This is a genomic window from Pseudomonas sp. fls2-241-R2A-110, assembly GCF_030209165.1.
Classification (GTDB): Bacteria; Pseudomonadota; Gammaproteobacteria; order Pseudomonadales; family Pseudomonadaceae; genus Aquipseudomonas.
The window spans coordinates 61,165-83,012 of sequence record NZ_JARVSN010000045.1 but is presented as its reverse complement, the minus strand read 5'-3'; the positions used below and the strand labels follow the sequence as shown (position 1 = coordinate 83,012).

The 21,848-nt window shown below is 56.5% G+C and carries 27 protein-coding genes, 1 tRNA gene and 1 pseudogene; 9 read left to right on the top strand and 20 right to left on the bottom strand.

The annotated features are described in order from the left end of the window. The 4 genes from QRN31_RS30230 to QRN31_RS30215 all read left to right on the top strand — a co-directional run. Positions 1-941 (top strand): RHS repeat-associated core domain-containing protein (locus tag QRN31_RS30230; protein WP_285436502.1); only part of this gene is annotated, 941 nt, incomplete at its 5' end. Between the two features lies 1 nt (position 942). Continuing rightward, positions 943-1,338 (top strand): hypothetical protein, encoded by a 396-nt coding sequence (locus QRN31_RS30225; protein ID WP_285436501.1) that lies wholly within the window; start codon positions 943-945, stop codon positions 1,336-1,338. A gap of 94 nt (positions 1,339-1,432) precedes the next feature. Continuing rightward, positions 1,433-1,825 (top strand): hypothetical protein, encoded by a 393-nt coding sequence (locus QRN31_RS30220; protein ID WP_285436499.1) that lies wholly within the window; start codon positions 1,433-1,435, stop codon positions 1,823-1,825. A gap of 41 nt (positions 1,826-1,866) precedes the next feature. Next, a complete protein-coding gene (locus QRN31_RS30215) occupies positions 1,867-2,280 on the top strand; it encodes a hypothetical protein (RefSeq protein ID WP_285436498.1) in 414 nt (137 codons plus the stop codon). A gap of 177 nt (positions 2,281-2,457) precedes the next feature. On the opposite strand, the gene QRN31_RS30210 is transcribed toward QRN31_RS30215, so the two are convergent. The 8 genes from QRN31_RS30210 to QRN31_RS30175 form a co-directional block, all read right to left on the bottom strand. Next, positions 2,458-2,670 (bottom strand): hypothetical protein, encoded by a 213-nt coding sequence (locus tag QRN31_RS30210; protein WP_285436497.1) that lies wholly within the window; start codon positions 2,668-2,670, stop codon positions 2,458-2,460. A gap of 105 nt (positions 2,671-2,775) precedes the next feature. Next, positions 2,776-2,970 (bottom strand): hypothetical protein, encoded by a 195-nt coding sequence (locus tag QRN31_RS30205; protein WP_259150869.1) that lies wholly within the window; start codon positions 2,968-2,970, stop codon positions 2,776-2,778. Positions 2,971-3,098: 128 nt separating this feature from the next. Beyond that, positions 3,099-3,527 (bottom strand): glycine zipper domain-containing protein, encoded by a 429-nt coding sequence (locus QRN31_RS30200; protein ID WP_285436496.1) that lies wholly within the window; start codon positions 3,525-3,527, stop codon positions 3,099-3,101. Between the two features lie 192 nt (positions 3,528-3,719). After that, a complete protein-coding gene (locus QRN31_RS30195) occupies positions 3,720-4,085 on the bottom strand; it encodes a bacteriocin (RefSeq protein WP_285436494.1) in 366 nt (121 codons plus the stop codon). A gap of 335 nt (positions 4,086-4,420) precedes the next feature. Next, entirely contained in the window at positions 4,421-4,609 is a 189-nt protein-coding gene (locus QRN31_RS30190) for a hypothetical protein (protein WP_285436492.1), read from the bottom strand. 186 nt (positions 4,610-4,795) lie between these two features. Then, positions 4,796-5,116, bottom strand: a complete 321-nt coding sequence (locus QRN31_RS30185; protein ID WP_285436506.1) for a YbjQ family protein — start codon at positions 5,114-5,116, stop codon at positions 4,796-4,798. 143 nt (positions 5,117-5,259) lie between these two features. Continuing rightward, the gene (locus QRN31_RS30180) at positions 5,260-5,442 is read right to left on the bottom strand and encodes a hypothetical protein (RefSeq protein WP_208672255.1); all 183 of its coding nucleotides are present in this window, start codon (positions 5,440-5,442) and stop codon (positions 5,260-5,262) included. A gap of 332 nt (positions 5,443-5,774) precedes the next feature. Beyond that, a tRNA-Ser gene (locus tag QRN31_RS30175) sits at positions 5,775-5,864 on the bottom strand. A gap of 308 nt (positions 5,865-6,172) precedes the next feature. On the opposite strand from QRN31_RS30175, the gene QRN31_RS30170 reads away from it, so the two are divergent. From QRN31_RS30170 to QRN31_RS30160, 3 genes are all read left to right on the top strand, one after another. Beyond that, positions 6,173-6,862, top strand: coding sequence for a crotonase/enoyl-CoA hydratase family protein (locus QRN31_RS30170; protein WP_285436490.1), 690 nt, complete (start codon positions 6,173-6,175; stop codon positions 6,860-6,862). A gap of 213 nt (positions 6,863-7,075) precedes the next feature. Further along, entirely contained in the window at positions 7,076-7,798 is a 723-nt protein-coding gene (locus QRN31_RS30165) for a lysophospholipid acyltransferase family protein (RefSeq protein WP_285436488.1), read from the top strand. 162 nt (positions 7,799-7,960) lie between these two features. Continuing rightward, on the top strand, positions 7,961-8,932 hold the full coding sequence (locus QRN31_RS30160) for a magnesium and cobalt transport protein CorA (protein ID WP_285436486.1): 972 nt from the start codon (positions 7,961-7,963) through the stop codon (positions 8,930-8,932). Positions 8,933-9,023: 91 nt separating this feature from the next. On the opposite strand, the gene QRN31_RS30155 is transcribed toward QRN31_RS30160, so the two are convergent. The 3 genes from QRN31_RS30155 to QRN31_RS30145 all read right to left on the bottom strand — a co-directional run bounded on the left by QRN31_RS30155 (position 9,024) and on the right by QRN31_RS30145 (position 13,217). Beyond that, a complete protein-coding gene (locus QRN31_RS30155) occupies positions 9,024-9,746 on the bottom strand; it encodes an amidotransferase (RefSeq protein WP_285436485.1) in 723 nt (240 codons plus the stop codon). A 95-nt stretch (positions 9,747-9,841) separates the two neighbouring features. After that, on the bottom strand, positions 9,842-11,986 hold the full coding sequence (locus QRN31_RS30150) for a 3-hydroxyacyl-CoA dehydrogenase NAD-binding domain-containing protein (protein WP_285436484.1): 2,145 nt from the start codon (positions 11,984-11,986) through the stop codon (positions 9,842-9,844). 25 nt (positions 11,987-12,011) lie between these two features. Continuing rightward, positions 12,012-13,217 (bottom strand): acetyl-CoA C-acetyltransferase, encoded by a 1,206-nt coding sequence (locus tag QRN31_RS30145; RefSeq protein ID WP_285436483.1) that lies wholly within the window; start codon positions 13,215-13,217, stop codon positions 12,012-12,014. 272 nt (positions 13,218-13,489) lie between these two features. Here QRN31_RS30145 and QRN31_RS30140 point away from each other — a divergent pair, with 272 nt between their 5' ends. Together QRN31_RS30140 and QRN31_RS30135 are read left to right on the top strand one after the other, a co-directional pair. After that, complete coding sequence (locus QRN31_RS30140; protein ID WP_222590499.1) at positions 13,490-13,702, top strand: hypothetical protein; 213 nt, start codon at positions 13,490-13,492, stop codon at positions 13,700-13,702. A gap of 105 nt (positions 13,703-13,807) precedes the next feature. After that, a pseudogene (locus QRN31_RS30135) lies at positions 13,808-14,630 on the top strand (c-type cytochrome). A 62-nt stretch (positions 14,631-14,692) separates the two neighbouring features. Here the strand turns inward: QRN31_RS30135 and QRN31_RS30130 are convergent. The 9 genes from QRN31_RS30130 to QRN31_RS30090 all read right to left on the bottom strand — a co-directional run bounded on the left by QRN31_RS30130 (position 14,693) and on the right by QRN31_RS30090 (position 21,743). After that, on the bottom strand, positions 14,693-15,508 hold the full coding sequence (locus QRN31_RS30130) for a transglutaminase family protein (protein WP_285436480.1): 816 nt from the start codon (positions 15,506-15,508) through the stop codon (positions 14,693-14,695). Beyond that, positions 15,505-16,455 carry an alpha-E domain-containing protein gene (locus QRN31_RS30125; protein ID WP_033055742.1) on the bottom strand — a complete coding sequence of 317 codons (951 nt, stop codon included), beginning with the start codon at positions 16,453-16,455 and terminating at the stop codon, positions 15,505-15,507. Before QRN31_RS30125 ends, QRN31_RS30130 begins: the two co-directional genes overlap by 4 nt. Before the next feature lie 12 nt (positions 16,456-16,467). Further along, entirely contained in the window at positions 16,468-17,877 is a 1,410-nt protein-coding gene (locus QRN31_RS30120) for a circularly permuted type 2 ATP-grasp protein (protein ID WP_090181836.1), read from the bottom strand. A gap of 397 nt (positions 17,878-18,274) precedes the next feature. Next, positions 18,275-18,616, bottom strand: a complete 342-nt coding sequence (locus QRN31_RS30115) for a ribonuclease E inhibitor RraB (protein ID WP_090181832.1) — start codon at positions 18,614-18,616, stop codon at positions 18,275-18,277. A 218-nt stretch (positions 18,617-18,834) separates the two neighbouring features. After that, positions 18,835-19,068 (bottom strand): hypothetical protein, encoded by a 234-nt coding sequence (locus tag QRN31_RS30110; RefSeq protein WP_285436478.1) that lies wholly within the window; start codon positions 19,066-19,068, stop codon positions 18,835-18,837. Between the two features lie 155 nt (positions 19,069-19,223). Further along, positions 19,224-20,099 carry a polyamine aminopropyltransferase gene (gene speE, locus QRN31_RS30105; protein ID WP_285436476.1) on the bottom strand — a complete coding sequence of 292 codons (876 nt, stop codon included), beginning with the start codon at positions 20,097-20,099 and terminating at the stop codon, positions 19,224-19,226. 267 nt (positions 20,100-20,366) lie between these two features. Then, positions 20,367-20,558 carry a PLDc N-terminal domain-containing protein gene (locus QRN31_RS30100; protein WP_054048570.1) on the bottom strand — a complete coding sequence of 64 codons (192 nt, stop codon included), beginning with the start codon at positions 20,556-20,558 and terminating at the stop codon, positions 20,367-20,369. 63 nt (positions 20,559-20,621) lie between these two features. Further along, positions 20,622-21,152, bottom strand: coding sequence for a hypothetical protein (locus QRN31_RS30095; RefSeq protein ID WP_259150902.1), 531 nt, complete (start codon positions 21,150-21,152; stop codon positions 20,622-20,624). A gap of 72 nt (positions 21,153-21,224) precedes the next feature. Then, a complete protein-coding gene (locus QRN31_RS30090) occupies positions 21,225-21,743 on the bottom strand; it encodes an ankyrin repeat domain-containing protein (RefSeq protein WP_285436472.1) in 519 nt (172 codons plus the stop codon). Positions 21,744-21,848 lie beyond the last annotated feature (105 nt).

Sequence of the window (21,848 nt, the reverse complement as noted above, 5' to 3'; positions counted from 1 at the left end):
GGCAAGGCGACCACCTCGTCGCCGAAAGCAGCCGCGAACACTACCGCAGCTACGTATACGAACCCGGCACCTTCCGCCCACTGGCCATGCTCGACGGCAAAGGCCCGCGCCAGGCGTGCCCTTTCTACTACCAACTCGACCACCTTGGCACGCCGCAAGAACTGACTGACTACAGCGGCGACATCATCTGGGCCGCGCAATACAACGCGTATGGCCGCCTGACCCGACTCAACCGCGACACCCATCAGGTGCTGGATCAGCCGTTGAGGTTTCAGGGGCAATATTTCGATGCCGAGACAGGCCTGCATTACAACCGGCATCGGTATTACAACCCGGATGTGGGGCGGTATCTGACGCCGGATCCGAGTGGATTGGCGGGCGGGTTAAACGGGTATCAGTACACAAGGAACCCGACGGGGTGGGTTGATCCGTTGGGGTTGAATGAGTGTCCTGGGGGGGATGGGTGTCGCAAGCCTTCGTTTGGGAATGAGGATCCGGTTGGGAAGGTTAAGATAGGTGAGGGGGAAGTAATACTTCCCGAGCCTAGCATCAAGACTGAATATCTCTATCGTGGTGATTTGAAACACCCAGATGAAGTATTCAAATCAGGATTTAAGAGCAAAGGAGAAAGCCGTGATCTATTGCTTCACGCTATGGACAGTGATGATCCACCCAGCTATTTCATCAGTACCTCACCATCGCGGCGCACAGGCATCCAATTTGGAACTAAGTTTGAAACAAGAAAAGGTTTTTTATACTCACTGAAAAAAATTGATGGGATAGATGTGAACAAAGAGTTGAAAAACCTTGTTCCGTTCGGAGATGAAACTGAAATAGCAATCCCCAACAAAATCGACACAGCCGACATATTGGGTGTAACACCGCTAAAAAAGGACGGGAGCTACGTCGGATACTCCACTCCAAATCCAAACAGGAAATAAAATGGAAACCACTAAAATATCAATAATTGTAGACGGTCGTGAAGAGCAGGCGACACTGCAATTTGATGCCGTAAAGATGCTGATAAAAATCACAATGAACAACGGGTTCTGCAAAACATACGAAAGCGACGACCTCTATCTATGCTTAGCAAAAATCAGACAAGACCTTCCACATATTAAATTCTTATGCAAAGGAGCAAAACTCAATGTTACCCCTTCTAGAATGTGCTCTCAGATGAGTGGCGGGGCCGTTGCCTATCAACTCACAATGGGAAAATCCGCAACATTCGACGATATAGTTCACATATTCGATTACGAAAATAACAATATTGCAGCCACACCAGACGAGCAGAGAGAGTTTTATAAAAAATGGTTACAGTCGTTGAGCACTAGGTGATCGGAATCGGCACAAAAGAGATGAGGAACAATTTTGATAACGCTTGGGCGCTCTTCGAGAATAGCTTATACAGTCCTATTCAAAATAAACAACAATGACAGTTGAAACAGTTCCTATTTTGATCAAGGACAAACTAGAGATTGCTGTACTCGATTGTGATGAAGATACACCCTCCATCCAAATAACATTGGAGAGCGGCCGAACACAAAAATTTTCAGGGCTTGATATTTATGAATGTCTTGGAAAAATAATCAAGTCGTTTCCTGAAATTAAATTTCTATGTAAAGGCGCAAAAATAAACGTGCGTCCCTCCAGTATGTCGTCGCAGATGAGCTGTGGGATTATGGCCTACGAGCACAAGTTAGGAGTCCGAGCGTCTAGAAAGGATCTGGTCAATATCTTTCAGTATGATGATCAAGACATTATTCATGACCCACAAATGCAAACTGATTTTTTCCATCGCTGGCTAGAATCAATCAAAAAATAGTCAATACAAATAAAAAACCACCCTATACCTTAAAGGTGCTCATGAAAGCATTTGAAATAGCCACACTCTCCGATGGCACCACTGACAGTACTATAATTGAATACCAGCGCGAAGGAGCGCTATTGTCCTTGCGAGCCAGATGCAACCCAGAGAAAACTTACAAAGCGTATGACCTGTTCCAATGCTTTGGTCTATTGCGAGCAGATAACCCGACCACAAAATTTTTATGCAAAGGCGCTAAAATCAATGTTTATACTTCGAGTATGTCATCGCAAATGTCTGCCGGCCTAGTTGCGTATGAGCTTCAACTAGGCAGACCTGCGGAGCTTGAGGGTGTAGTGAGAATATTTGACTATGAGGAAAACAACATCACAAACAACATCCAGCTACAACAGGAGTTCCGCAAACGCTGGATCGAGTCGCTAGCGAACAGGTGTAAAAATAGCTGCTTGTAACGAATAGATTGCTACAGGCCTGAAAACAAAGACTATCGTAAATCCAAAAAAACTAGATGGCTTTTATTTGTAAGCGCATCATCGAACTGACCATGACGCATCTCTTTTAAAAAAGGTGCATACCTGATCTGGCAGCGCTCTCTTTTTAAAGCTGCAACACAATCGATAAGCGGCTTTTCAGCTCGGCTCACCCGAATAATCCTCACCGGCAATGTCCGGATCTTCAGGATCCGCCTCGACATCACCGCGCCTCACATCATCAGCGGGCACTTGTTCCACCGCCGTGTCGTCATCCGGCGGCCGCTGATCGCGGCTTAAAGAATCGGTGGGCGAAGGCAGCGAGTATTCAGGGGTGTCGTCGGTTTCGGCATCTTTCGGGTCAGCGTTCATTCAGCACCTCTCAAAGGGCCTGAAGAGCAGGCCCTGAAATTTCGAGGGTGGGTCTCTACGAGCGTTCGATCAGAGAGATGATCGGTCGATCCGCTCCAATGCGGGTCAATCTTCCTCATTTTCTTCGTCTTCATCCTCTTCTTCATACTCGACGTTACCCACATCACCGGCATCATCGGAATCGTTGAGTGGCACCGTAGCGTCATCCATTAATGAACCTGGATCTTCGTTGCCGGGATCATTGATAAATGGCAGTCCGCTCGGGCCTTTTTCTTCTTTGCCTTCGGTTTCAGGTGTCATGACGTGCCTCGTAGGATTCAGGGAGCTATGAAGTTCGAGGCGGCCTACGGCCAAACGTTCCGATACCCAACAGACAGAAACGAAAAACCCGGCACCAGGCCGGGTTTTTTCTGTCACTCACTGACGAATCAGTGATTTTTGTTTCTGTGTTTGTTCTTATGCTTGTGGCCGTTTCCAGAATGAGAACCGCCACCGCCGCTGTCAGTGCCCAGGTTGTTGCCGAGAGCGCCGCCTGCTGCACCGCCGAGGCCTGCGCCAATGGTCGAACCGGTGGATCCACCGAGGCGATTGCCGATCACTGAACCACCGGCAGAGCCCAAACCACCGCCAATGGCTGCTTCTGTGCGGCTTCCCTTGTTAGCGCCGACGGCACTACCTGCCGCGCCGCCCACACCAGCGCCAATCGCCGCGCCTGTGCTGCCGCCCATGCTCTGGCCGACCGCGTTGCCCAATGCACCGCCTAAACCACCGCCAACTGCCGCAGTGCCGTCACCGGCAGCCATTGCACCTTGAGCGACCAAAAGTCCCAGAAACAACGTGGACAATGTCAAACGCATGATATGAACCTCAAATTCCGCATCGGGGGTAAGAGTACGCTCTGCGGATGGGCGCGAGTCTAGCACCTGCACCCACTGAATCCGGTCAGCGATGTAGGTTGGACAGCTTTTAATTCGAAGTAAGCGCAAAAGAAACATTCAGATACGAAAAGCCCGGCATTAAGCCGGGCTTTTCAGCAAATCAATTCACAATCAGTGACGTTTGCGACCCAGGTTGCTGCCTACACCGCCACCCAACGCACCACCCAAGCCGGCGCCGATGGTAGAACCGTTCTTGCCGCCCAGGCTGTTACCGATCACCGAACCGCCCGCCGCGCCGACACCGCCACCAATGGCTGCTTTGGTGCGGCTGCCTTTACGTGCGGCAACAGCGCTGCCGGCTGCGCCCGCAACGCCAGCACCAATCGCCGCGCCAGTGCTGCCGCCCATGTTCTGGCCGATCACGTTGCCCAACGCACCACCCAGACCGCCACCGATCGCCGCGGTGCCATCACCGGCAGCCATTGCACCTTGAGTCACCAGAAGTCCCAGAACCAGAGCAGGCAGTGTTAAACGCATGACGAAAAACCTCAAAAATAGGGGGAAACCGAAAAGCCGGGGATTGAATGCTTTTGAGGAGGTAACGTCCACACAAAAACCACCGTACCTCGCAATTAGCGACGGTTGGACAGCTTTTATGGGAAAGGTTTTATGACAGGCAAAAAAAAGCCCGCTGGGGAACGGGCAGGTACTGCTTTCTAACGGATGAGCTGAGACTACGGCGCAAGGTGTGAAAAGTTTGTGAAATTAAATCAACAGGAAAATGATCATTCTTCTGTAGGCCATTTCGCGGAAAATCAGTCCTGGAAAAATGAAAACCCCGCTCTGATAGGCGGGGTCTGAACCGTTGAATGCTACTTCCTGGGAGGCGCCGCCACCCGAGGCAGGAATTTCGTCTTGGCCCCTCGGGGCGCCTTGGATTTCACTTTTTGAGTCTGGACCGGATCTTCGCCAAAACCCGCCACATACTCCGTCTGGCCACATTGCACGCAATTGTTGATTGGAAACTCTGCCCCGTCGTCTTCGATATACGGATCAGCCATAGCTCTTCCCCTCTCAAAGCGGGATCGATACCGGCAAGCCCTATTTGCCTGAAAAATATCGACCACCAAGGCTTTTGAGACTAGCCGGTCATTAGCGGACTTGTAATTCAGATTTTGCCATGACCGACGAATGGACCGCGTCGCTTCCTACAAATCAACCAGACGAATAAACAGATCCACGCCCCCTCACCTCAGCTTCACAGCCGTCCCGGTCACAAACACCACCACCATCCCGCCCTTGCCGCCCGGCATGCTGATCTCAAAATCCAGCCCCACCACCGCATCCGCCTGAAGAGCCCGCGCCCGCTCCTTGATCTCGTCGGTCGCCTGAATTCGCGCTTCCTTCAACGCCCGCTCCAACGTCTGAGACCGGCCACCGAAAAAATCTCGCATGCCAGCGAACATGTCGCGGATAACGTTGACACCCTGCACCGACTCGGCGCTGACGATGTCCAGGTAGGCAGTGATTTGCCGGCCTTCGATGGCGTGGGTTGTGGTGGTGATCATCGGAATTCCTTCTTCACGGGGGCAAGCATTATTCCCCGACAGCCAACTGAAAACAAAAAAGCCCAGCATCGTCTGGGCTTTTGAATTCATATTTCGCTCAAGTATCAGGAAATATCGGGAGTCGGGCAGCGGGCTCAACAAGGTCATAGTAGCTTGATCAACACCGTCGTAATGGTTGCCACGGTTCCAATCAATCCTGTCGCAACAGCCACTGGATACCAAAAAGTTTCACGGGTCATCTTGCCAGCTTCGGCATTCAGTTTGCGTTGTTCAGAGAGCAACTTGACGATCTCTACGTGAACCTTTTCCAGCTCGGCCTGTTTCATGGTCATTTCCTGCATATCTTGCGTACGTCCATCTCGGATAAGGGAGAGCGCCACTTGCGCTGCTCTTTGATTCATTTTGTACCTTTGAGGTACAAAACAAATACCCCACCCCAAAGCAGCTCATTAGAGGTGCAAGCCCCCATGGAAGCACCGAAGCAACTGGCTTTCCAGCATTACTTCCGACACCCCAATGACTTTTCCTACATCATTTCAGGACGTGTCTTCGCCGATTCAGCTGCTTCCAAATCGGCGCAATGACTATTATTCAGTCTCCCAGAAACCACAAAACCCCTGATTTCTCTCGAAATCAGGGGTTCTGGTTACATCGAATTTGGCGGTGAAGGAGAGATTCGAACTCTCGATACAATTTCTTGTATACACACTTTCCAGGCGTGCTCCTTAAGCCACTCGGACACTTCACCGTATCTCGTCAAACATGTTCTGTCTGTCGAGGCGCGCTAATGTAGTCGAAAGCTTTTGCGATGGCAAACTTTTTTTGCAGAATTTTCATGTGCTTAGCGTTTCAGTCGTTCCAGCAGATTCCGGGCCATGGCAAACCTGCCAATCTCCGGCTTCGCGTCCTCTTCTATAGAGAGGGGAATGCGTTGTGGGGGCGGCGGACTACGCTTGCCGGGCGGGGAAAGGGTGACTGGCGGGTCAGTCACGGCGCTTTACCTGGCCTGTCGTGGTGGGTAACGTCTGCCCCAACTTTCATATAAGGAATAGCGTCATGAGTGAGTTGATTTCCTACCATCTCGAAGACGGTATCGCGACCCTGACCTTGAGCAATGGCAAGGTCAATGCCATCTCGCCGGACGTGATTGCAGCGTTCAATGCTGCGCTGGATCAGGCAGTGACTGATCGTGCGGTGGTGATTATTACCGGTACGCCCGGGATTCTGTCCGGTGGTTATGACTTGAAGGTGATGACGTCCGGCCCTAAGGAAGCGGTGGCGCTGGTCACGGCTGGCTCGACCCTGGCCCGTCGCCTGTTGTCGCACCCGTTCCCGGTCATCGTCGCGTGCCCTGGGCATGCGGTGGCCAAAGGCGCCTTCCTGCTGTTGTCGGCGGACTACCGCATCGGTGTCGACGGCCCGTTCAGCATTGGTCTGAACGAAGTGCAGATCGGCATGACCATGCACCACGCTGGTATCGAGATCGCGCGTGATCGTCTGCGCAAGTCGGCGTTCCACCGCTCCGTCATCAACGGTGAGATGTTTAATCCTCAAAGCGCCGTGGATGCCGGCTTCCTCGACATAGTGGTGTCGGCCGAGGAACTGCAAGGCGCGGCGCTGGCGGCGGCCCGTCAGTTGAAGAAAATCAACATGACCGCGCACAAGAACACCAAGTTGAAAGTGCGCAAGGCACTGCTGGAGACGCTGGACAACGCGATCATCCTGGATCAGGAACACTTGGGTTAAATCCAAACGCGCCACACCGAAAAGCCCGACCGTCGTGTCGGGCTTTTTCTTACGCCCATTGTTGAAAACCCAACAACCGCTCTAGAACGCGTCTGACCCACAAGTCGGAAACATGCGCACAAACATCGCCTATCTCCTTCCTCTATAGGCGCAATTGCCGAAAACAGTGCACATCCGTACACTGCGCCACCTTTTGTCCCGGTGGGCCTGCAAATGCTGTTTGTGTTGCGTATGTTATTGATGGGCCTGCACTTTGTTCTGGCGGGCGTGCTGGGAGTGATACTCGGTCTGTGTAGACCCTTCAACCCGGACAACAGCCGTCTGTGCGCGCGCCTGTATGCATGGCCGGCGATGTGTATTTTACGTTTGCGAGTGAAGGCCGACGTCGGGCCGTTGATGAACAAACCCGAGAGCTGCGTGATCATCGCCAACCACCAGTCCAACTACGATCTTTTTGTGTTCGGCAACGTGGTGCCCCGCCGCACCGTGTGCATCGGCAAGAAAAGCCTGAAGTGGGTGCCGCTGTTCGGTCAGTTGTTCTGGCTGGCGGGAAATGTGTTGATCGACCGGGGCAATGCGCACAAGGCGCGCCAGTCGATGCTGACCACCACGCATACGTTGCAGCATGAGGACACCTCGATCTGGGTCTTCCCGGAAGGCACGCGTAACCTCGGTGAAGAACTGCTGCCCTTCAAGAAAGGCGCGTTCCAGATGGCGATCGCCGCCGGGGTGCCCATCGTGCCGGTGTGCGTCAGTAGCTACGTCAAACACATGCGATTGAACCGCTGGCGCAGTGGGAAAATTCTGATTCGCTCGCTGCCGGCGATTCCAACCGCGGGATTGAGCCTGGACGATATGCCTCTGCTGATTGCCCAGTGCCGTGAACAAATGCGCGAGTGCATCGAGTCGATGGACCGGCAACTGCAAGCCGCGTAAAAGGAAAACCCGCCTTGTGCGGGTTTTCTTTTGCCTGCGAGCTTTGGCCCACGAACTCTGTGGTGTTTGCCGACTCTCAAGCAGCAGACACGGCTAAGCTTAATAGTGCTTGCCACTGAGTTTTCGCTGATAAAAACGCTGAATAAGAAGTGAATCAACATCATGGGTAGAGTTGTCGCTGCAGCGGTGTATAGCGCCGGTAAGAAAGTCTCCAATATCACCCTCGACGAAGGCGCTGCCTGGGCTGCGAAGCCTGGCCACTTTGTCTGGATCGGCCTTGAAGAGCCGAATGCGCACGAACTGGCCAACCTGCAACGCCAGTTCAATCTGCACGAACTGGCCATTGAAGACGCCCTGGAGAAACACAGCCGACCGAAGCTCGAAACCTTCGGCGATGCGTTGTTTATCGTCACGTATTCGCCGATCCGCCACGAAGGCAAACTGCAGTTCATCGAGACTCATATTTTTGCCGGCAACGGTTACATCATTACCGCACGCAATGGACATTCGGCGTCCTACGCCCTTGTCCGACAACGTTGTGAGGCGCGTCCGATTCTGCTGGAGCACGGGGAAGACTTCGTCCTCTATGCCATCCTCGATTTCGTCATTGAAAACTACCAGCCGATGGGCGAAGCGATCCATGCCGAGATCGATGAACTGGAGCGCAACGTGCTGTGCAGTGAGTTGAAGGAACATGACATCCAGAAACTCCACAGCCTGCGCCGGGATGTATTGCGCCTGCGTCGTTACGCGGGGCCGATGGTGGAAATCGGTGAGGAACTGCAAAAGCTGAGCTTTCCATTCATCGACAAGAACATGCGCCCCTACTTTCGCGATGTGCAGATTCACGTCACGCGGCAATTGGAAGACCTGACAACACTGGCGGACATTGCCAGCCAGACGATTGAGGTTGGCGTTTTGCTGGAAGCGGCACGCCAAAGCGTGGTGCAACGCAAGTTTGCGGCGTGGGCGGCCATTCTGGCATTCCCGACGGCGGTGGCCGGGATTTATGGGATGAACTTCCAGAACATGCCCGAGTTGGCGTGGCACTACGGCTATTTTGCGGTGTTGGGGTTTATTACGCTGGGATGTGCAGGTTTGTGGGCGAGTTTCAAGAAGTCGGGGTGGCTATAGCCAACACCGATTCGCCTGGAATAATCGCGAGCAGGCTCGCGCCCACATTGATCTGCGCAACACCGCAGAGCCCATGTGGGCGCTTTTAGCGTCAAACAGCTTCCGGCTTGTGCGCCACAAACCGCATCATCCATTCCGCCACGGTCGTGCCGTGATGCTCATGCTCAAGACTCGCCATGCCTTGGGAATAAACCTGCTCGCCCAGCGCTTCCTGACGGATATCCAGTAACGCTCGCGAGTAATCGTGAATGAATTCAGGATGGCCCTGGAAACACAGCACCTGGTCGTTGATGTGGTACGCGGCGAACGGACAGAAATCGCTCGAGGCGATGACCGTGGCGTTTTCCGGCAGCGACGTCACCTGATCCTGGTGGCTGATCAACAAGGTCAGCTCTTCGCGCAGCGGGCTCATCCACGGCGCTTTCGCAGCCATTTTGTATTTGTGCGTGCCGACGCCCCAGCCTTGGGTCGCGCGCTCGCTCTTGCCGCCCAACAGCAGCGCCAGCAACTGATGGCCGAAGCACACGCCCAGCAGTTTGTCGCCGCGCTCGTAACGCTTGAGCAAGTAGGCTCGCAAGGTTTCAATCCACGGGTCGGTGCCGAAGGAGTCAGCCTTGCTGCCCGTGATGAGGTAGGCATCGAACGTCAGATCATCGCTCGGGTACTCGCCCTGCATCACGTTGTAGACGCTGAACTCGGCCTCGATGGGTTGCTGCGAAAACAGGCGCTGGAACATCTGCCCGTAACCCTGATATTGATCGACCAGTTCTGGACGCAGGATGTCGGTTTCCAGAATGCAGATGCGTAACGACATAAAAAATACCTGACACGTGATGGGAATAATGCACACCCCAGAGCCTGCCTTGAAACACGGTGGCAAGGCAAGCCCCGGAGTGCGTCATACGTCCCTTAGAAGGCCTCCCCTCTGGCGGCTTTCTCCAGCAGCAACGCAGGCGGCAAAAAACGCTCGCCATATTGCCGGGCCAGGTACTGGGCACGGGCGACGAAGTCTTTCACGCCGTACTGGTTGATGAACTGCAGCGCGCCGCCGGTCCAGGCCGCAAAGCCGATGCCGAAGATCGAGCCAACGTTGGCGTCCGCCGTCGAAGTCAACACGCCCTCCTCCACACAACGCACGGTTTCGATGGCTTGCACGAACAGCAAGCGATCACGCACGTCCTTGGGCGAAATCTGTCCGTCGGCTTTCTCGAAACGAGTTTTCAGCCCGGGCCACAGATGTTTCTGGCCACCGGCCGGATACTCGTAGAAACCGCCCCCTGCCGCTTTACCAGGCCTTTTGTATTCGTTGAGCAGCAAGTCAATCACGGCGAACGCCGGGTGCTCTGTCAGTGGTTTCCCTTCGGCTTGCAGGTCTTTGGCGGTTTGCTGGCGGATATGGCTCATCAGGCTGAGGGATACTTCGTCGGAGATCGCCAGCGGCCCGATCGGCATGCCGGCCTTGCGCGCTTCGGTCTCGATCATCGGCGCGCTCACGCCTTCGCCGAGCATGGCGATGCCCTCGTTGGTGAAGGTGCCGAACACCCGCGAGGTGAAGAAACCGCGACTGTCGTTGACCACTATCGGGGTTTTCTTGATTTGCAGGACGAAATCGAATCCACGCGCCAGGGTTTCGTCGCTGGTGTGGGTGCCTTTGATGATCTCCACCAATGGCATTTTTTCCACAGGGCTGAAGAAATGCAGGCCGATGAACTTGGTTGGGTCCGGCACGGCGGTGGCCAGGCCGCTGATCGGCAACGTCGAGGTATTGGAGGCGATTACGGCGTCAGGGCCAACGACCTCCTGCGCGGCCGAAGAGACGTTGGCTTTCAGTTCACGGTCTTCGAACACCGCTTCAATGATCAGATCGCAACCGGCAAGATCCGCATCGCTCTGCGTGGTGTGAATCCGCGCCAGAATCGCCTCGCGCTGTTCGGCAATCATCTGCCCGCGGGCGACTTTCTTGTCCAGCAGTGCTGCCGAGTGCGCCTTGCCCTTCTCCGCTGCCGCGAGCGTGACGTCTTTGAGCACCACTTCAATACCGGCCGATGCACTGACAAACGCAATACCGGCGCCCATCATCCCGGCGCCGAGTACGCCGACTTTCTGCGTCACGTAAGGAGCAAAACCTTGAGGTCGCGAGCCGCCAGCGTTGATCTCATTGAGTTGAAACCAGAACGTACCGATCAGGTTTTTCGAGATTTGGCCGGTGGTCAATTCAGTGAAATAGCGGGTTTCGATCAGGTGCGCCGTGTCGAAATCCACCTGGGCACCTTCCACCGCCGCACACAGGATTTTCTCCGGCGCGGGCAGACAGCCTTGGGTTTTACTGCGCAGGATCGACGGCGCGATGGCCAGCATTTGCGCAACTTTCGGGTTCGACGGCGTGCCACCCGGAATCTGATAACCCTTCACGTCCCAACGCTGAACGGCCGACGGATTGGCCACAATCCAGGCCCGCGCCTTGCTCAGCAACTCATCGTGATCCTTCGCCAACTCGTCAATCAATCCCGCCTGCAACGCTTGTTGCGGCCGGACTTTTTTACCCTCGAGCAAGTAAGGTAAAGCCTTTTCAATCCCCAGCATGCGCACCATGCGCACCACCCCGCCGCCGCCCGGCAATAAGCCAAGGGTCACTTCCGGCAAGCCAAGTTGCACCGATGGATTGTCCAGTGCCACCCGGTGATGACACGCCAGGCAGATTTCCCAACCGCCGCCTAATGCCGCGCCATTGATCGCGGCGACCACCGGTTTTTCAAGTGTCTCCAGCGTACGCAATTGGCCCTTGAGGGTCAGCACCATGTCGTAGAAGGCTTTGGCTTCGGGTTTGCCGACCTTGATCAATTCATTGAGGTCGCCACCGGCAAAAAAGGTTTTCTTGGCCGAAGTGATGATCACGCCGGCAAGGCTGTCCTTTTCGGCCACCAGTCGGGCAACGCAGGTGGCCATGGCCTCGCGATAGACCGCGTTCATGGTATTGGCACTCTGGCCCGGCATATCGATGGTCAGGACGACGATCTGGTCCTGACCTTTTTCGTAACGAATGGCTTCTGTCATGTCATTTGTTCCTTAAGGTCGGGGCTCAGAGGCGTTCGATGATGGTGGCAATGCCCATGCCGCCGCCGACACACAAGGTCGCAAGGCCGTAGCGCAGGCGCCGGGTTTCCAGTTCATCGAGCAAGGTGCCGAGAATCGCGCAGCCCGTGGCGCCCAGCGGGTGCCCCATGGCAATGGAGCCGCCGTTGACGTTGACCTTCTCCGGGTCGATGGCCATGTCCTTGATGAATTTGAGCACCACCGAGGCGAAGGCTTCGTTGACCTCGAACAGGTCGATGTCTTCGACCCGCAGCCCGGCCTTGGCCAATGCCTTGCGCGTAGCCGGTGCAGGGCCGGTGAGCATGATGGTCGGATCGGTGCTGGTCACGGCAGTGGCAACGATCCGCGCACGCGGCTGTAACCCGAGCGCCCGGCCCTTGGCCTCGGAGCCGATCAACATCAGCGCCGCGCCGTCGACGATCCCGGAGCTGTTGCCCGGTGTGTGCACGTGGTTGATCCGCTCGACATGGCTGTACACCCGCAATGCGGTGGCGTCGAAGCCCATTTGCCCCATCATCTCGAAACTCGGCTTGAGTTTGGCCAGGCCTTCGAGGGTCGATTCGGCGCGGATGAACTCATCGTGATCGAGCAGGATGATGCCGTTCTGGTCCTGTACCGGCACCAGTGACTTGTTGAACGAACCATCAGCCCGCGCCCGCGCTGCTTTCTGCTGGGAGTGCAACGCGTAGGCATCGACGTCCTGACGGCTGAAACCTTCGATCGTGGCGATCAGGTCGGCGCCCACGCCTTGCGGGGTGAAATGGCTGTGCAGGTTGGTTTCCGGGTCCAGCGCCCAAGGGCCGCCGTCGCTGCCCATGGGCACGCGAGACATGGACTCGACGCCGCCGACCACCACCAGGTCTTCGAAACCGGAACGGACTTTCATCGCGCCCAGGTTCACGGCTTCCAGTCCCGAGGCGCAAAAGCGGTTGATCTGCACGCCTGACACGCTCACGTCCCAATCGGCCACTTGTGCCGCGGTTTTGGCGATATCGGAGCCTTGATCGCCGATTGGCGTGACACAGCCGAGCACCACGTCATCCACTTGGCTGGTGTCCAGAGACAGGCGCTGTTGCAGTGCCGTAAGCAGCCCGGCCACCAGATTCACTGGCTTGACGCTGTGCAGCGAGCCCTCAGGCTTCCCTTTGCCACGGGGCGTGCGTAACGCGTCGAAAATCAAAGCTTGAGTCATGACGTCCTCGAACCTGGCGGTGAGTAAACACTGAGCCTCCACCTTATTCCGAGCCCGCGCCGATTCAATGACCGCAATGCTCACTGGCGTTGACGGACACGCTCAGACGGACGGTCGCCAACCCGTCGATTAAGCGATTCACGCCACCAAGCTGTCTAGCAAAAGGGCGCCCAAGAAGCTGGCAATAGGCCTCATGCCTTTTTAATAGCCTGTAGCACGCGAACCATATGAAATGGATCTAAACCAAGCGTGACGCGGGCTCTAAGGTGAACATGTACGAAGTTGTCGTCGGGTTTTGCCGAGGCACTCGTCTTACAGGAAGTGCAGCGCTCGCCGTCATGGAGATATGCAGGCAGGCATCAGGAAATAACAAAAAAGGCGGTCAAGCCATGTTCAAACATTCGAAAGTACGTCAAGCCGGGCTCATTTTATTCGCCACTACGCTGTTGTTGATTTTGCCGAACCTGACGAAAGTGATCGGCTAGTCGATCATTAACGGTGCCAGGTTTTTATATCGCCCACTTAAAAATGTGACTGGCTCGCTACCCGGGCCAGCGTGGGTGTGCCAACCTTTATGGAATTCTCACGACATGGACGGCGATCATCTTGAAAACGTTTATTTTGTTCGGGGCCTTGCTGCTCGGCTCGCCCCTGTATGCCGCACAGCTGAATCTGGAGCTGGGCGCGAACAGTCGCACCTGGCAGACCGAGGAGTTGCTCAAACACCCTCAAGCCCAGACCATCACCATCAGTAACGACGTTTCCTACAAACGGGACATGAGCTATCGCGCCGTTCCGTTGAGCGCATTATTGACCGGTATCAAGCCTGACGATCATCTGCAAGCCGTGGCGGCGGACGGGTTTGCTGCGGAGTTGCCGGCGGCGCCGTTACTCAATGCCAAGGGCGCGCGCGCATGGTTGGCGATTGAGGACCCGGCCAAGCCGTGGCCGGCGTTATCTGCAGGTAAACACGGTGCAGGGCCGTTTTATCTGGTCTGGACCAATCCGCAGGCTGGCAACATCAGTCCCGAGCAATGGCCATACGAGCTGGCAAGCATCAAGCGCATGGCGCCCGTGGCCGAGCGCTTCCCTGCCCTGTTGCCGGATCCGGCGTTGAAGGCAGACGACCCCGTCAATAAAGGCTTTGCGCTGTTTCAGAAAAATTGCCTGGCCTGTCATCGACTTAATGGTGCAGGGGACGCGCAGTTTGGGCCGGACCTGAATATTCCGTTCAGCCCGACCGAATACTTCGGGGCGGAATTTCTCAAGCGCTACATTCGTGATCCGCAAAGTTTGCGCCAGTGGCCGCAAGCGAAGATGCCGGGGTTTGCGCAGTCGGTGTTGCCGGATGGCGATCTGGAGATGTTGGTGGGGTATTTGAAACACATGGCGGGGCGCAAGGTTAAGCCCTGATACCTATCCCATTGTGGGAGCGGGCTTGCCCGCTCCCACAGGTTTTGTTGTGGTGTTGCGGATTATTGTTGCTGAACGGAGATTACCGGCGCCGGCATCGGCGTTGGCGATACAAACACCTTCGCGTGCATCTGCTCACACCCACCACCGCGCCGCATGCCGCGCACCGGGCAGGCGTCCAGGTAATCCAGGCCCACGGCCAGTTTCAAATGGCGCTCCGGACGGGCCAGCTCGTTGGTCACATCGAAGCTGTACCAGGCGTCATCCAGCCAGGCTTCGGCCCAGGCGTGACTGGCCAGGTGCTCGCAGTTCTCGCTGTACAAATAACCCGACACATAACGCGATGGAATGCCCAGGCTGCGCGCACAGGCGAGGAACGCATGGGTGTGATCCTGACAGACGCCTGCACGTCCGGCGAAAGCTTGGGCGGCGCTGGTGTCGACTTCAGTAGAGCCCGGTGTGTAGGTCATGTGCGAGTTCAAGCCATGCATCAAGTCGATCAGCGCCGTGCGATCCCGACGTTTCTTGCATTCTTTTTCCGCAAACGCGCGCAGGGCTTCGTCCGCTTCGGTCAGCCGTGTGAAGCGCAGGAACGGCAGCGCCGACTGGCTTTCATGCTCGGCTTCCCTCAACTCGTCAATGTCGACCTGGCCACGGGCGCCGATGATGATCGCTTCATGCGGCTCGTCCATGGTCAGCACATGCAAGATATTGCCGAACGGGTCCAGTTGCGCGCGCACCGGGCGCGGCAGGTCGAGCTGCCAGCTCAGAACGTGCTGGCGCTCACTGTCGTGGGGGGTCAGTCGCAAATACTGGATGCTCGCCCGCACCTGATCTTCGTAGTGATAGGTGGTCTCGTGGCTAATGGAAAGTCTCATGCAGCCTCCAGGTAGGAACTGTGAATGGCGTTACCCAACTGGCGCACCAGCGGGATGAACTCGGTCAGCCAGGCGTGCAGGCCCTCGTCGAGAATTTCGGTGATGCCGGTGTAACGCAGGCGCGCGTCCATCTCAGCCGCCAGACGTTGCGCGGGACGGCCGTTGGCCCCCGGCAACTGGGCGAGGATCTGGTCGATTTCTTCGGTGCAGGCGCGCAGGGAACGCGGAACGTCCGCTCGCAGCAACAGCAGCTCGGCGACATGGCGGGCGCCGGGCGCGTCGCGATAGATTTCGGTGTACGCCTCGAACGAGGACAACGCCCGCAGTAACGCGCTCCACTGGTAATAGGCGTGAGCGGTGCCGTCGCTGACCGCCTCGGCCTGATCGCCGGCCATTTCATAGCGGGCGTCGAGCAGGCGCAACGTGTTGTCGGCCCGCTCGATAAACGTCCCCAGGCGAATGAAGCGGAACGCATCGTTGCGCATGATCGTGCCGTAGGATGCGCCGCGAAACAGGTGGGAACGCTCCTTGATCCACTCGCAGAAACGGCTCATGCCATATCGGCTCAAGCCCTGATCGGCGATCCCGCGAATTTCCAGCCAGGTGGCGTTGATGTTTTCCCACATGTCGGCGGTGATTCGCCCACGCACCGCGTGGGCACTGGCCCGTGCGGCGCCAAGACAGCTGTAGATGCTGGCCGGGTTGGCGGCGTCCAGGGCGAAGAAATGCAGCAGCCGTTCGGCGTGCAAATCACCGTGGCGCTCCAGGTAATCGTCCAGGGTGCCGGTGATCAGCAATGGCATGGCCAATTCGTGCAGACCGTCACCGCGACCATCCTGTGGCATCAGCGACAGCGAATAACTGATGTCGAGCATCCGTGCGAGGTTTTCCGCCCGCTCCAGGTAACGCGACATCCAATACAAATCCGAGGCAGTTCTACTTAACATGGCAAGCTTCCTTCAATCCTCGACTACCCAGGTGTCCTTGGTTCCGCCGCCTTGGGATGAATTCACCACCAGGGAGCCTTCGCGCAGGGCGACACGGGTCAAACCGCCGGGCACAACCCGTGTTTCGCGGCCAGACAATACAAACGGACGCAGGTCGATGTGGCGTGGGGCGATGCCGTTTTCGACAAAGGTCGGACAGGTCGACAATGACAACGTCGGTTGCGCGATGTACGCATGGGGTTTGGCTTTGATCCGCGCACGGAACGACTCGATCTCCGCCGCCGTCGCCGCCGGCCCCACCAGCATTCCGTAACCGCCGGAGCCTTGGGTTTCCTTGACCACCAGGTCTGGGAGATTGGCCAGCACGTGGGACAGTTCCGAGGGATTACGGCACTGGAACGTCGGCACGTTCTTCAGGATCGGTTCTTCATCGAGGTAGAAACGGATCATGTCCGTGACAAACGGATACACCGACTTGTCGTCCGCGACCCCGGTGCCGATGGCATTCGCCAGCACTACGTTGCCGGAGCGATAGGACGACAATAGCCCTGGCACGCCGAGCATCGAATCCGGGTTGAACGCCAGCGGATCGAGGAACGCATCGTCGAGGCGTCGGTAAATCACGTCGACGGCTTTCGGCCCGTCCGTGGTGCGCATGAACACCTTATCGTCGCGCACGAACAGGTCCGCGCCTTCCACCAGTTCAACGCCCATCTCCCGCGCCAGGAAGGCATGTTCAAAAAACGCGCTATTGAAGCGGCCCGGCGTCAGCACTACCACGCTCGGGTTATCGATCGGGCTCGAGCTTTTCAGGGTATCGAGCAACAGATTCGGGTAGTGGTCGATGGGCGCGATGCGCTGGGCCGCGAACAACTCGGGGAACAGGCGCATCATCATCTTGCGGTCTTCGAGCATGTAGCTCACGCCGCTCGGTGTGCGCAGATTGTCTTCGAGCACGTAATACGTGCCGTCGCCATCACGCACCAGATCGACGCCGGAGATGTGCGAATAAATATCGCGGTGCAGGTCCAGCCCCTGCATCGCCAACTGGTATTGCTCGTTGGCGAGCACTTGTTCGGCCGGGATGATGCCGGCCTTGATGATGCGCTGCTCGTGATACAGGTCGGCGAGGAACATGTTCAACGCCTTGACCCGCTGGATACAGCCGCGTTCGACAATCCGCCATTCGCTGGCGGGGATGCTGCGGGGGATGGTGTCGAAGGGAATCAGGCGCTCTGTCCCCTGCTCATCACCGTAAAGCGTGAACGTAATCCCGGCGCGATGAAACAGCAGATCGGCCTCGCGTCGCCGTTGTGCCAAGAGCTCGTCAGGCGTCTCGGCCAGCCAACGGGCAAACTCCCGATAATGCGGGCGGACCTGGCCGCCGGCATCGTACATCTCATCAAAATAGGTGCGGATCATGCCGTACTCCTTGTCACCCGGACATCTAGGCTTCGCAAGGCCCGTGCCATCGGCAGAAACGCTTTAATATCAATCAGTTGGATAATGACCCCGTTAGCACCGCACCAATCCTGTGCAGCAAACGCCCCAAGCTGACAGCCCCCGCTTCATTGCAAGGCGAAGTACTCGCCTATCACCAGCATAGTCAGAGTTGATTTCACTGCCCGATAGTCGACACGGATAATCCGCGCATCCGCTGCAAAACCTGACCGAAACTTCCCTTTAGCCGCCTGCTCAGGCGGTTTTTTTTGTGCCGGATTCTTGTTTCAGGGTTTTGCCGAGGGGATTGCCGGCCACACAAACGAAAACGGCCAACCCGAAGGTCAGCCGTTGCTGAGCATTGTCACTGTTCATAGCGTTATGCGAGTAGCCCTCGTACCTCCTGCTTGACGCCCCATCCTTCGATGATGCCGCCCAGAGGCTCGACCACCGCCTCGAAATCCTGCTCAAAGTCGCCAATCCCGTCATAGGTGGCGTACATCACTTTGCTCAGTTCCAGGGCCCATGCGCCGTCATCGCGCACGCTGATTTGTGCATTCAAGGATTCACCACAGTAATGCCCTGCCGCCCTGCGTGCCCGCTCCTCATCCGGGAAAATGGCGTAGAACTCGATGGGATGGAATCGTGAAAAGTCAAAACCGCCTTCTTTCATGCGGCGCAACACGCTGCTGCTGATGTCTTCTTGATAGGCTGTGCTCATGAAACGTCCCCCTCAAATTGATGGATAGACTTTCCGTATTCCCGGCACTCGCAACCGATGGGTGCGAGCGATGCGGCAACGATGTTGCCGGTGGGAAGCAAGCATGTAGCTGACAAGACCAGACCTTAGCGATCCGTTCGCTGATCTCGAATGCAGAGTAGCCCCAACTCAGAGCCGCTGCCAAGGCCTGGTGTTTCAAGAATGTGCCAGAAGGTGTATCAGACGGGAGCAATACCGAGGATTTCAATGCTGTTTTGGGTTTTTAGACTTTTGACACTCGCATCAGCCGTTCGCCCTTCCAGATCATTCAGATCCAGTTTGGCGGCGACAGGAAAAAGTCTTTCCTTGAGGAGTTCGGCGGCTTTCTCGTTATCCGGGCAATCGTCGCACTCGAAGACTTCGTCGACTGTTTCACCGTGATCATCCACGAAAGTGATTTTCCACTTTTGCATCAGTGCCTCCTCGAACAAACCCGCAAATGGGCTTACCTCTATCTGGACTTTTGGCCTGACTGATCGTTCAACGGACTACACCGTAAACGCATGAAATATATAACCTGTGGGCGCGAGCCTGCTCGTGCCCACAGGGTCATGAGTACATCTTCAGTTTAGTCGTTGCTCGGCTTGTTCACGGCTTGCAGCACGTATTGCGGCAAGGCGAAGGAGCCGATGTGGATTTCCGGGTTGTAGTAGCGGGTGACGATGCCGCTGCCGGCGAAACGCTGTTGCAGGGTTTCACGGGACAGTTTGCGATACGCGGTATTGGTCGCGCCCCACGCAAAGGTCATCGAGCCACCGATGTAGGTCGGCACCGCGGCCTGATAGAAGTGCCAGTCCGGGAACAGGCTGCGCAAGCGGCCGGCGGTGGTTTTGACTTCTTCGATCTGCATGAACGGCGTGCCGTTCTGCGTGACCAGAATGCCGCCTTCGTTGAGGCAGCGACGGCACGCCTGGTAGAAGTTTTCCGAGAACAGCACTTCACCCGGACCGATCGGATCGGTGGAGTCGGAAATGATCACGTCGAATTTTTCAGTGGTGGTGGCGACGAAACGCATGCCGTCGTCGATCACCAGGTTCAGGCGTGGATCATCGAACGCACCTTTGGAGTGGTTCGGCAGAAATTCCTTGCACATGTCGACCACAGTACCGTCGATCTCGACCATGGTGATGTGCTCGACGCCGCCGTGCTTGGCCACTTCACGCAACATGCCGCCGTCTCCGCCACCGATTATCAGTACGCGCTTGGCGCTGCCGTGCGCCAGGATCGGCACATGGGTGAGCATTTCGTGGTAGATGAATTCATCGGCTTCGGTGGTCTGAATCACGCCGTCCAGCGCCATCACTCGACCCATGCGCGGGTTTTCGAAGATCACCAGGTGCTGGTGTTCGGTGCGAACTTCGTGCAGCAGCTTTTCCATGCGAAAACGCTGGCCGTAGCCTTCGTAGAGGGTTTCCAGGTATTCGCTGGTTGGGGTCGTGCTCATGGGAAGTGCTCCGAGGAATGCGGATGGCAACGGACGGTTACCCGCCCATGATGGCCAATCGATCGGCACGATTGACCGGGAAAGGCGCGCATTCTACGTCGCGGAATATGACAGGTCGAACCTTCGTCGGCCGGGTAGACACAGCACATTGTGGGAGCGAGCCTGCTCGCGATGCCGTCACCGCTGTTATTCAGTCAAACCGCGTTATCGTTCATCGCGAGCAGGCTCGCTCCCACAGGGGAAAGCGAGTCTGTTTTGATTGCGTGCTCAGATCCGAACATTGCCTCGTGGCCCGGCGATGGCCCAGATGATCAGGCCCAGCACCGGCAGCAACAGGATCAGCAGCACCCAGATGATTTTCATCCCTGTTTCAGCGCCACTTTTGAGCACGTTGATGATTGCCCAGATATCCAGGGCAAGAATGATCAGGCCAACCAGACCGTTGAACGTGGAACCCATGGTGTCGCTCCTAAGAGTGGTATGCACTCTTAGGATAGCCGGGCCTTGCGAGGGTTCCGTTATTTAAACGTGAATCGCGACTTTGAGGGCTTCGAGCGAAGGCGCGGCCGCGATGCCGACTTCGGCGCACAGCTCCAGCACGCGAGGCACGTCGTTGCCGAAGACCAGCACCACTTGCAACTCGTCATCGAGCAACTGACTGAAGTTCATCAGCGTGTAACCGCCGTTTTCCTTGTTCATGCTGCCCATCTGCACCTGAATGCGATTGAGCGCGGTCAGGGCTTCGGTCTTGGCCAGTTGCTTGGGCTTGATGTTGAAATCCACCCCGGGGCCGAACGAGGCAACGATCTGCGCGAACAAATCCATATAGGTGTCAGCCTGGAACAGCACAGTCTCTGGCAGGCTGCCGACAACCACCCATTCACCCAGCGGAATCGGGAAAGTGTCGTCGTAGTTGATATCCGGATTGGCCGCCAGAAAAGCTTCGGGATCGGCGTAGGCCTGGGCCGCTTCCTCAGCGACTTTGAGGATTTCGTCATCGCTCATGCACCCGGAGCTGATTTTGCTGATGAGTTCGACGAGTGCGGCTTTCATGGGCGGATCCTGTAGCGAGTGAAATTTGAGGGCGCGAAGGATAGCGCATTACGCCCCCCAATCCGTAGCCGATCAGCCGAGCAGTTTCTGCAATTGCGCAGTGGTATCGACGGCGCCCATCGTTTTCGCAGCATCCAGCGCGGACACGCCATTGGCGTCCTTGGCTTTCGGGTCGGCGCCTTTACTGATCAGGTAGTCGACGATTTCAACACGATTGAACATCGCCGCCATCATCAGCGCGGTACGACCGTCAAACGACGAGCCTTCGACTTGTGCGCCACCTTCCACCAACGCCTTGACCACCGCCAGGTCGCCCTTGAACGCAGCACCGGCAATCGGGCTCTGGCCGTTGTCGTTGCGGATTTCCGGGTCGGCCTTGTGTTCCAGCAGCACTTTTACCGTGTCCACATGACCGTGGTACGCGGCGAGCATCAACAAGGTGTCGCCCTTGTGGTTGCGCAGGTTCGGCGGCAGCCCTTTGCTCAGCAGCGCGGCCATCATCGCCGCATCGCCCTCGCGCGCTTTGTTGAAGACCTGCTCGGCAAATTCGGCGGCTTCTTCGGGGGTCATCTGGCGGCTTTGGTCTGACATCGGGCACTCCACGTTCGGTTATTCGCAAAGGCGACAGTTTCCCGAGCAGCCCCGAAGCTGTCACTTCTTTTTTCTCAAGCGCCGCCATAGCCACCTTCAATAGCG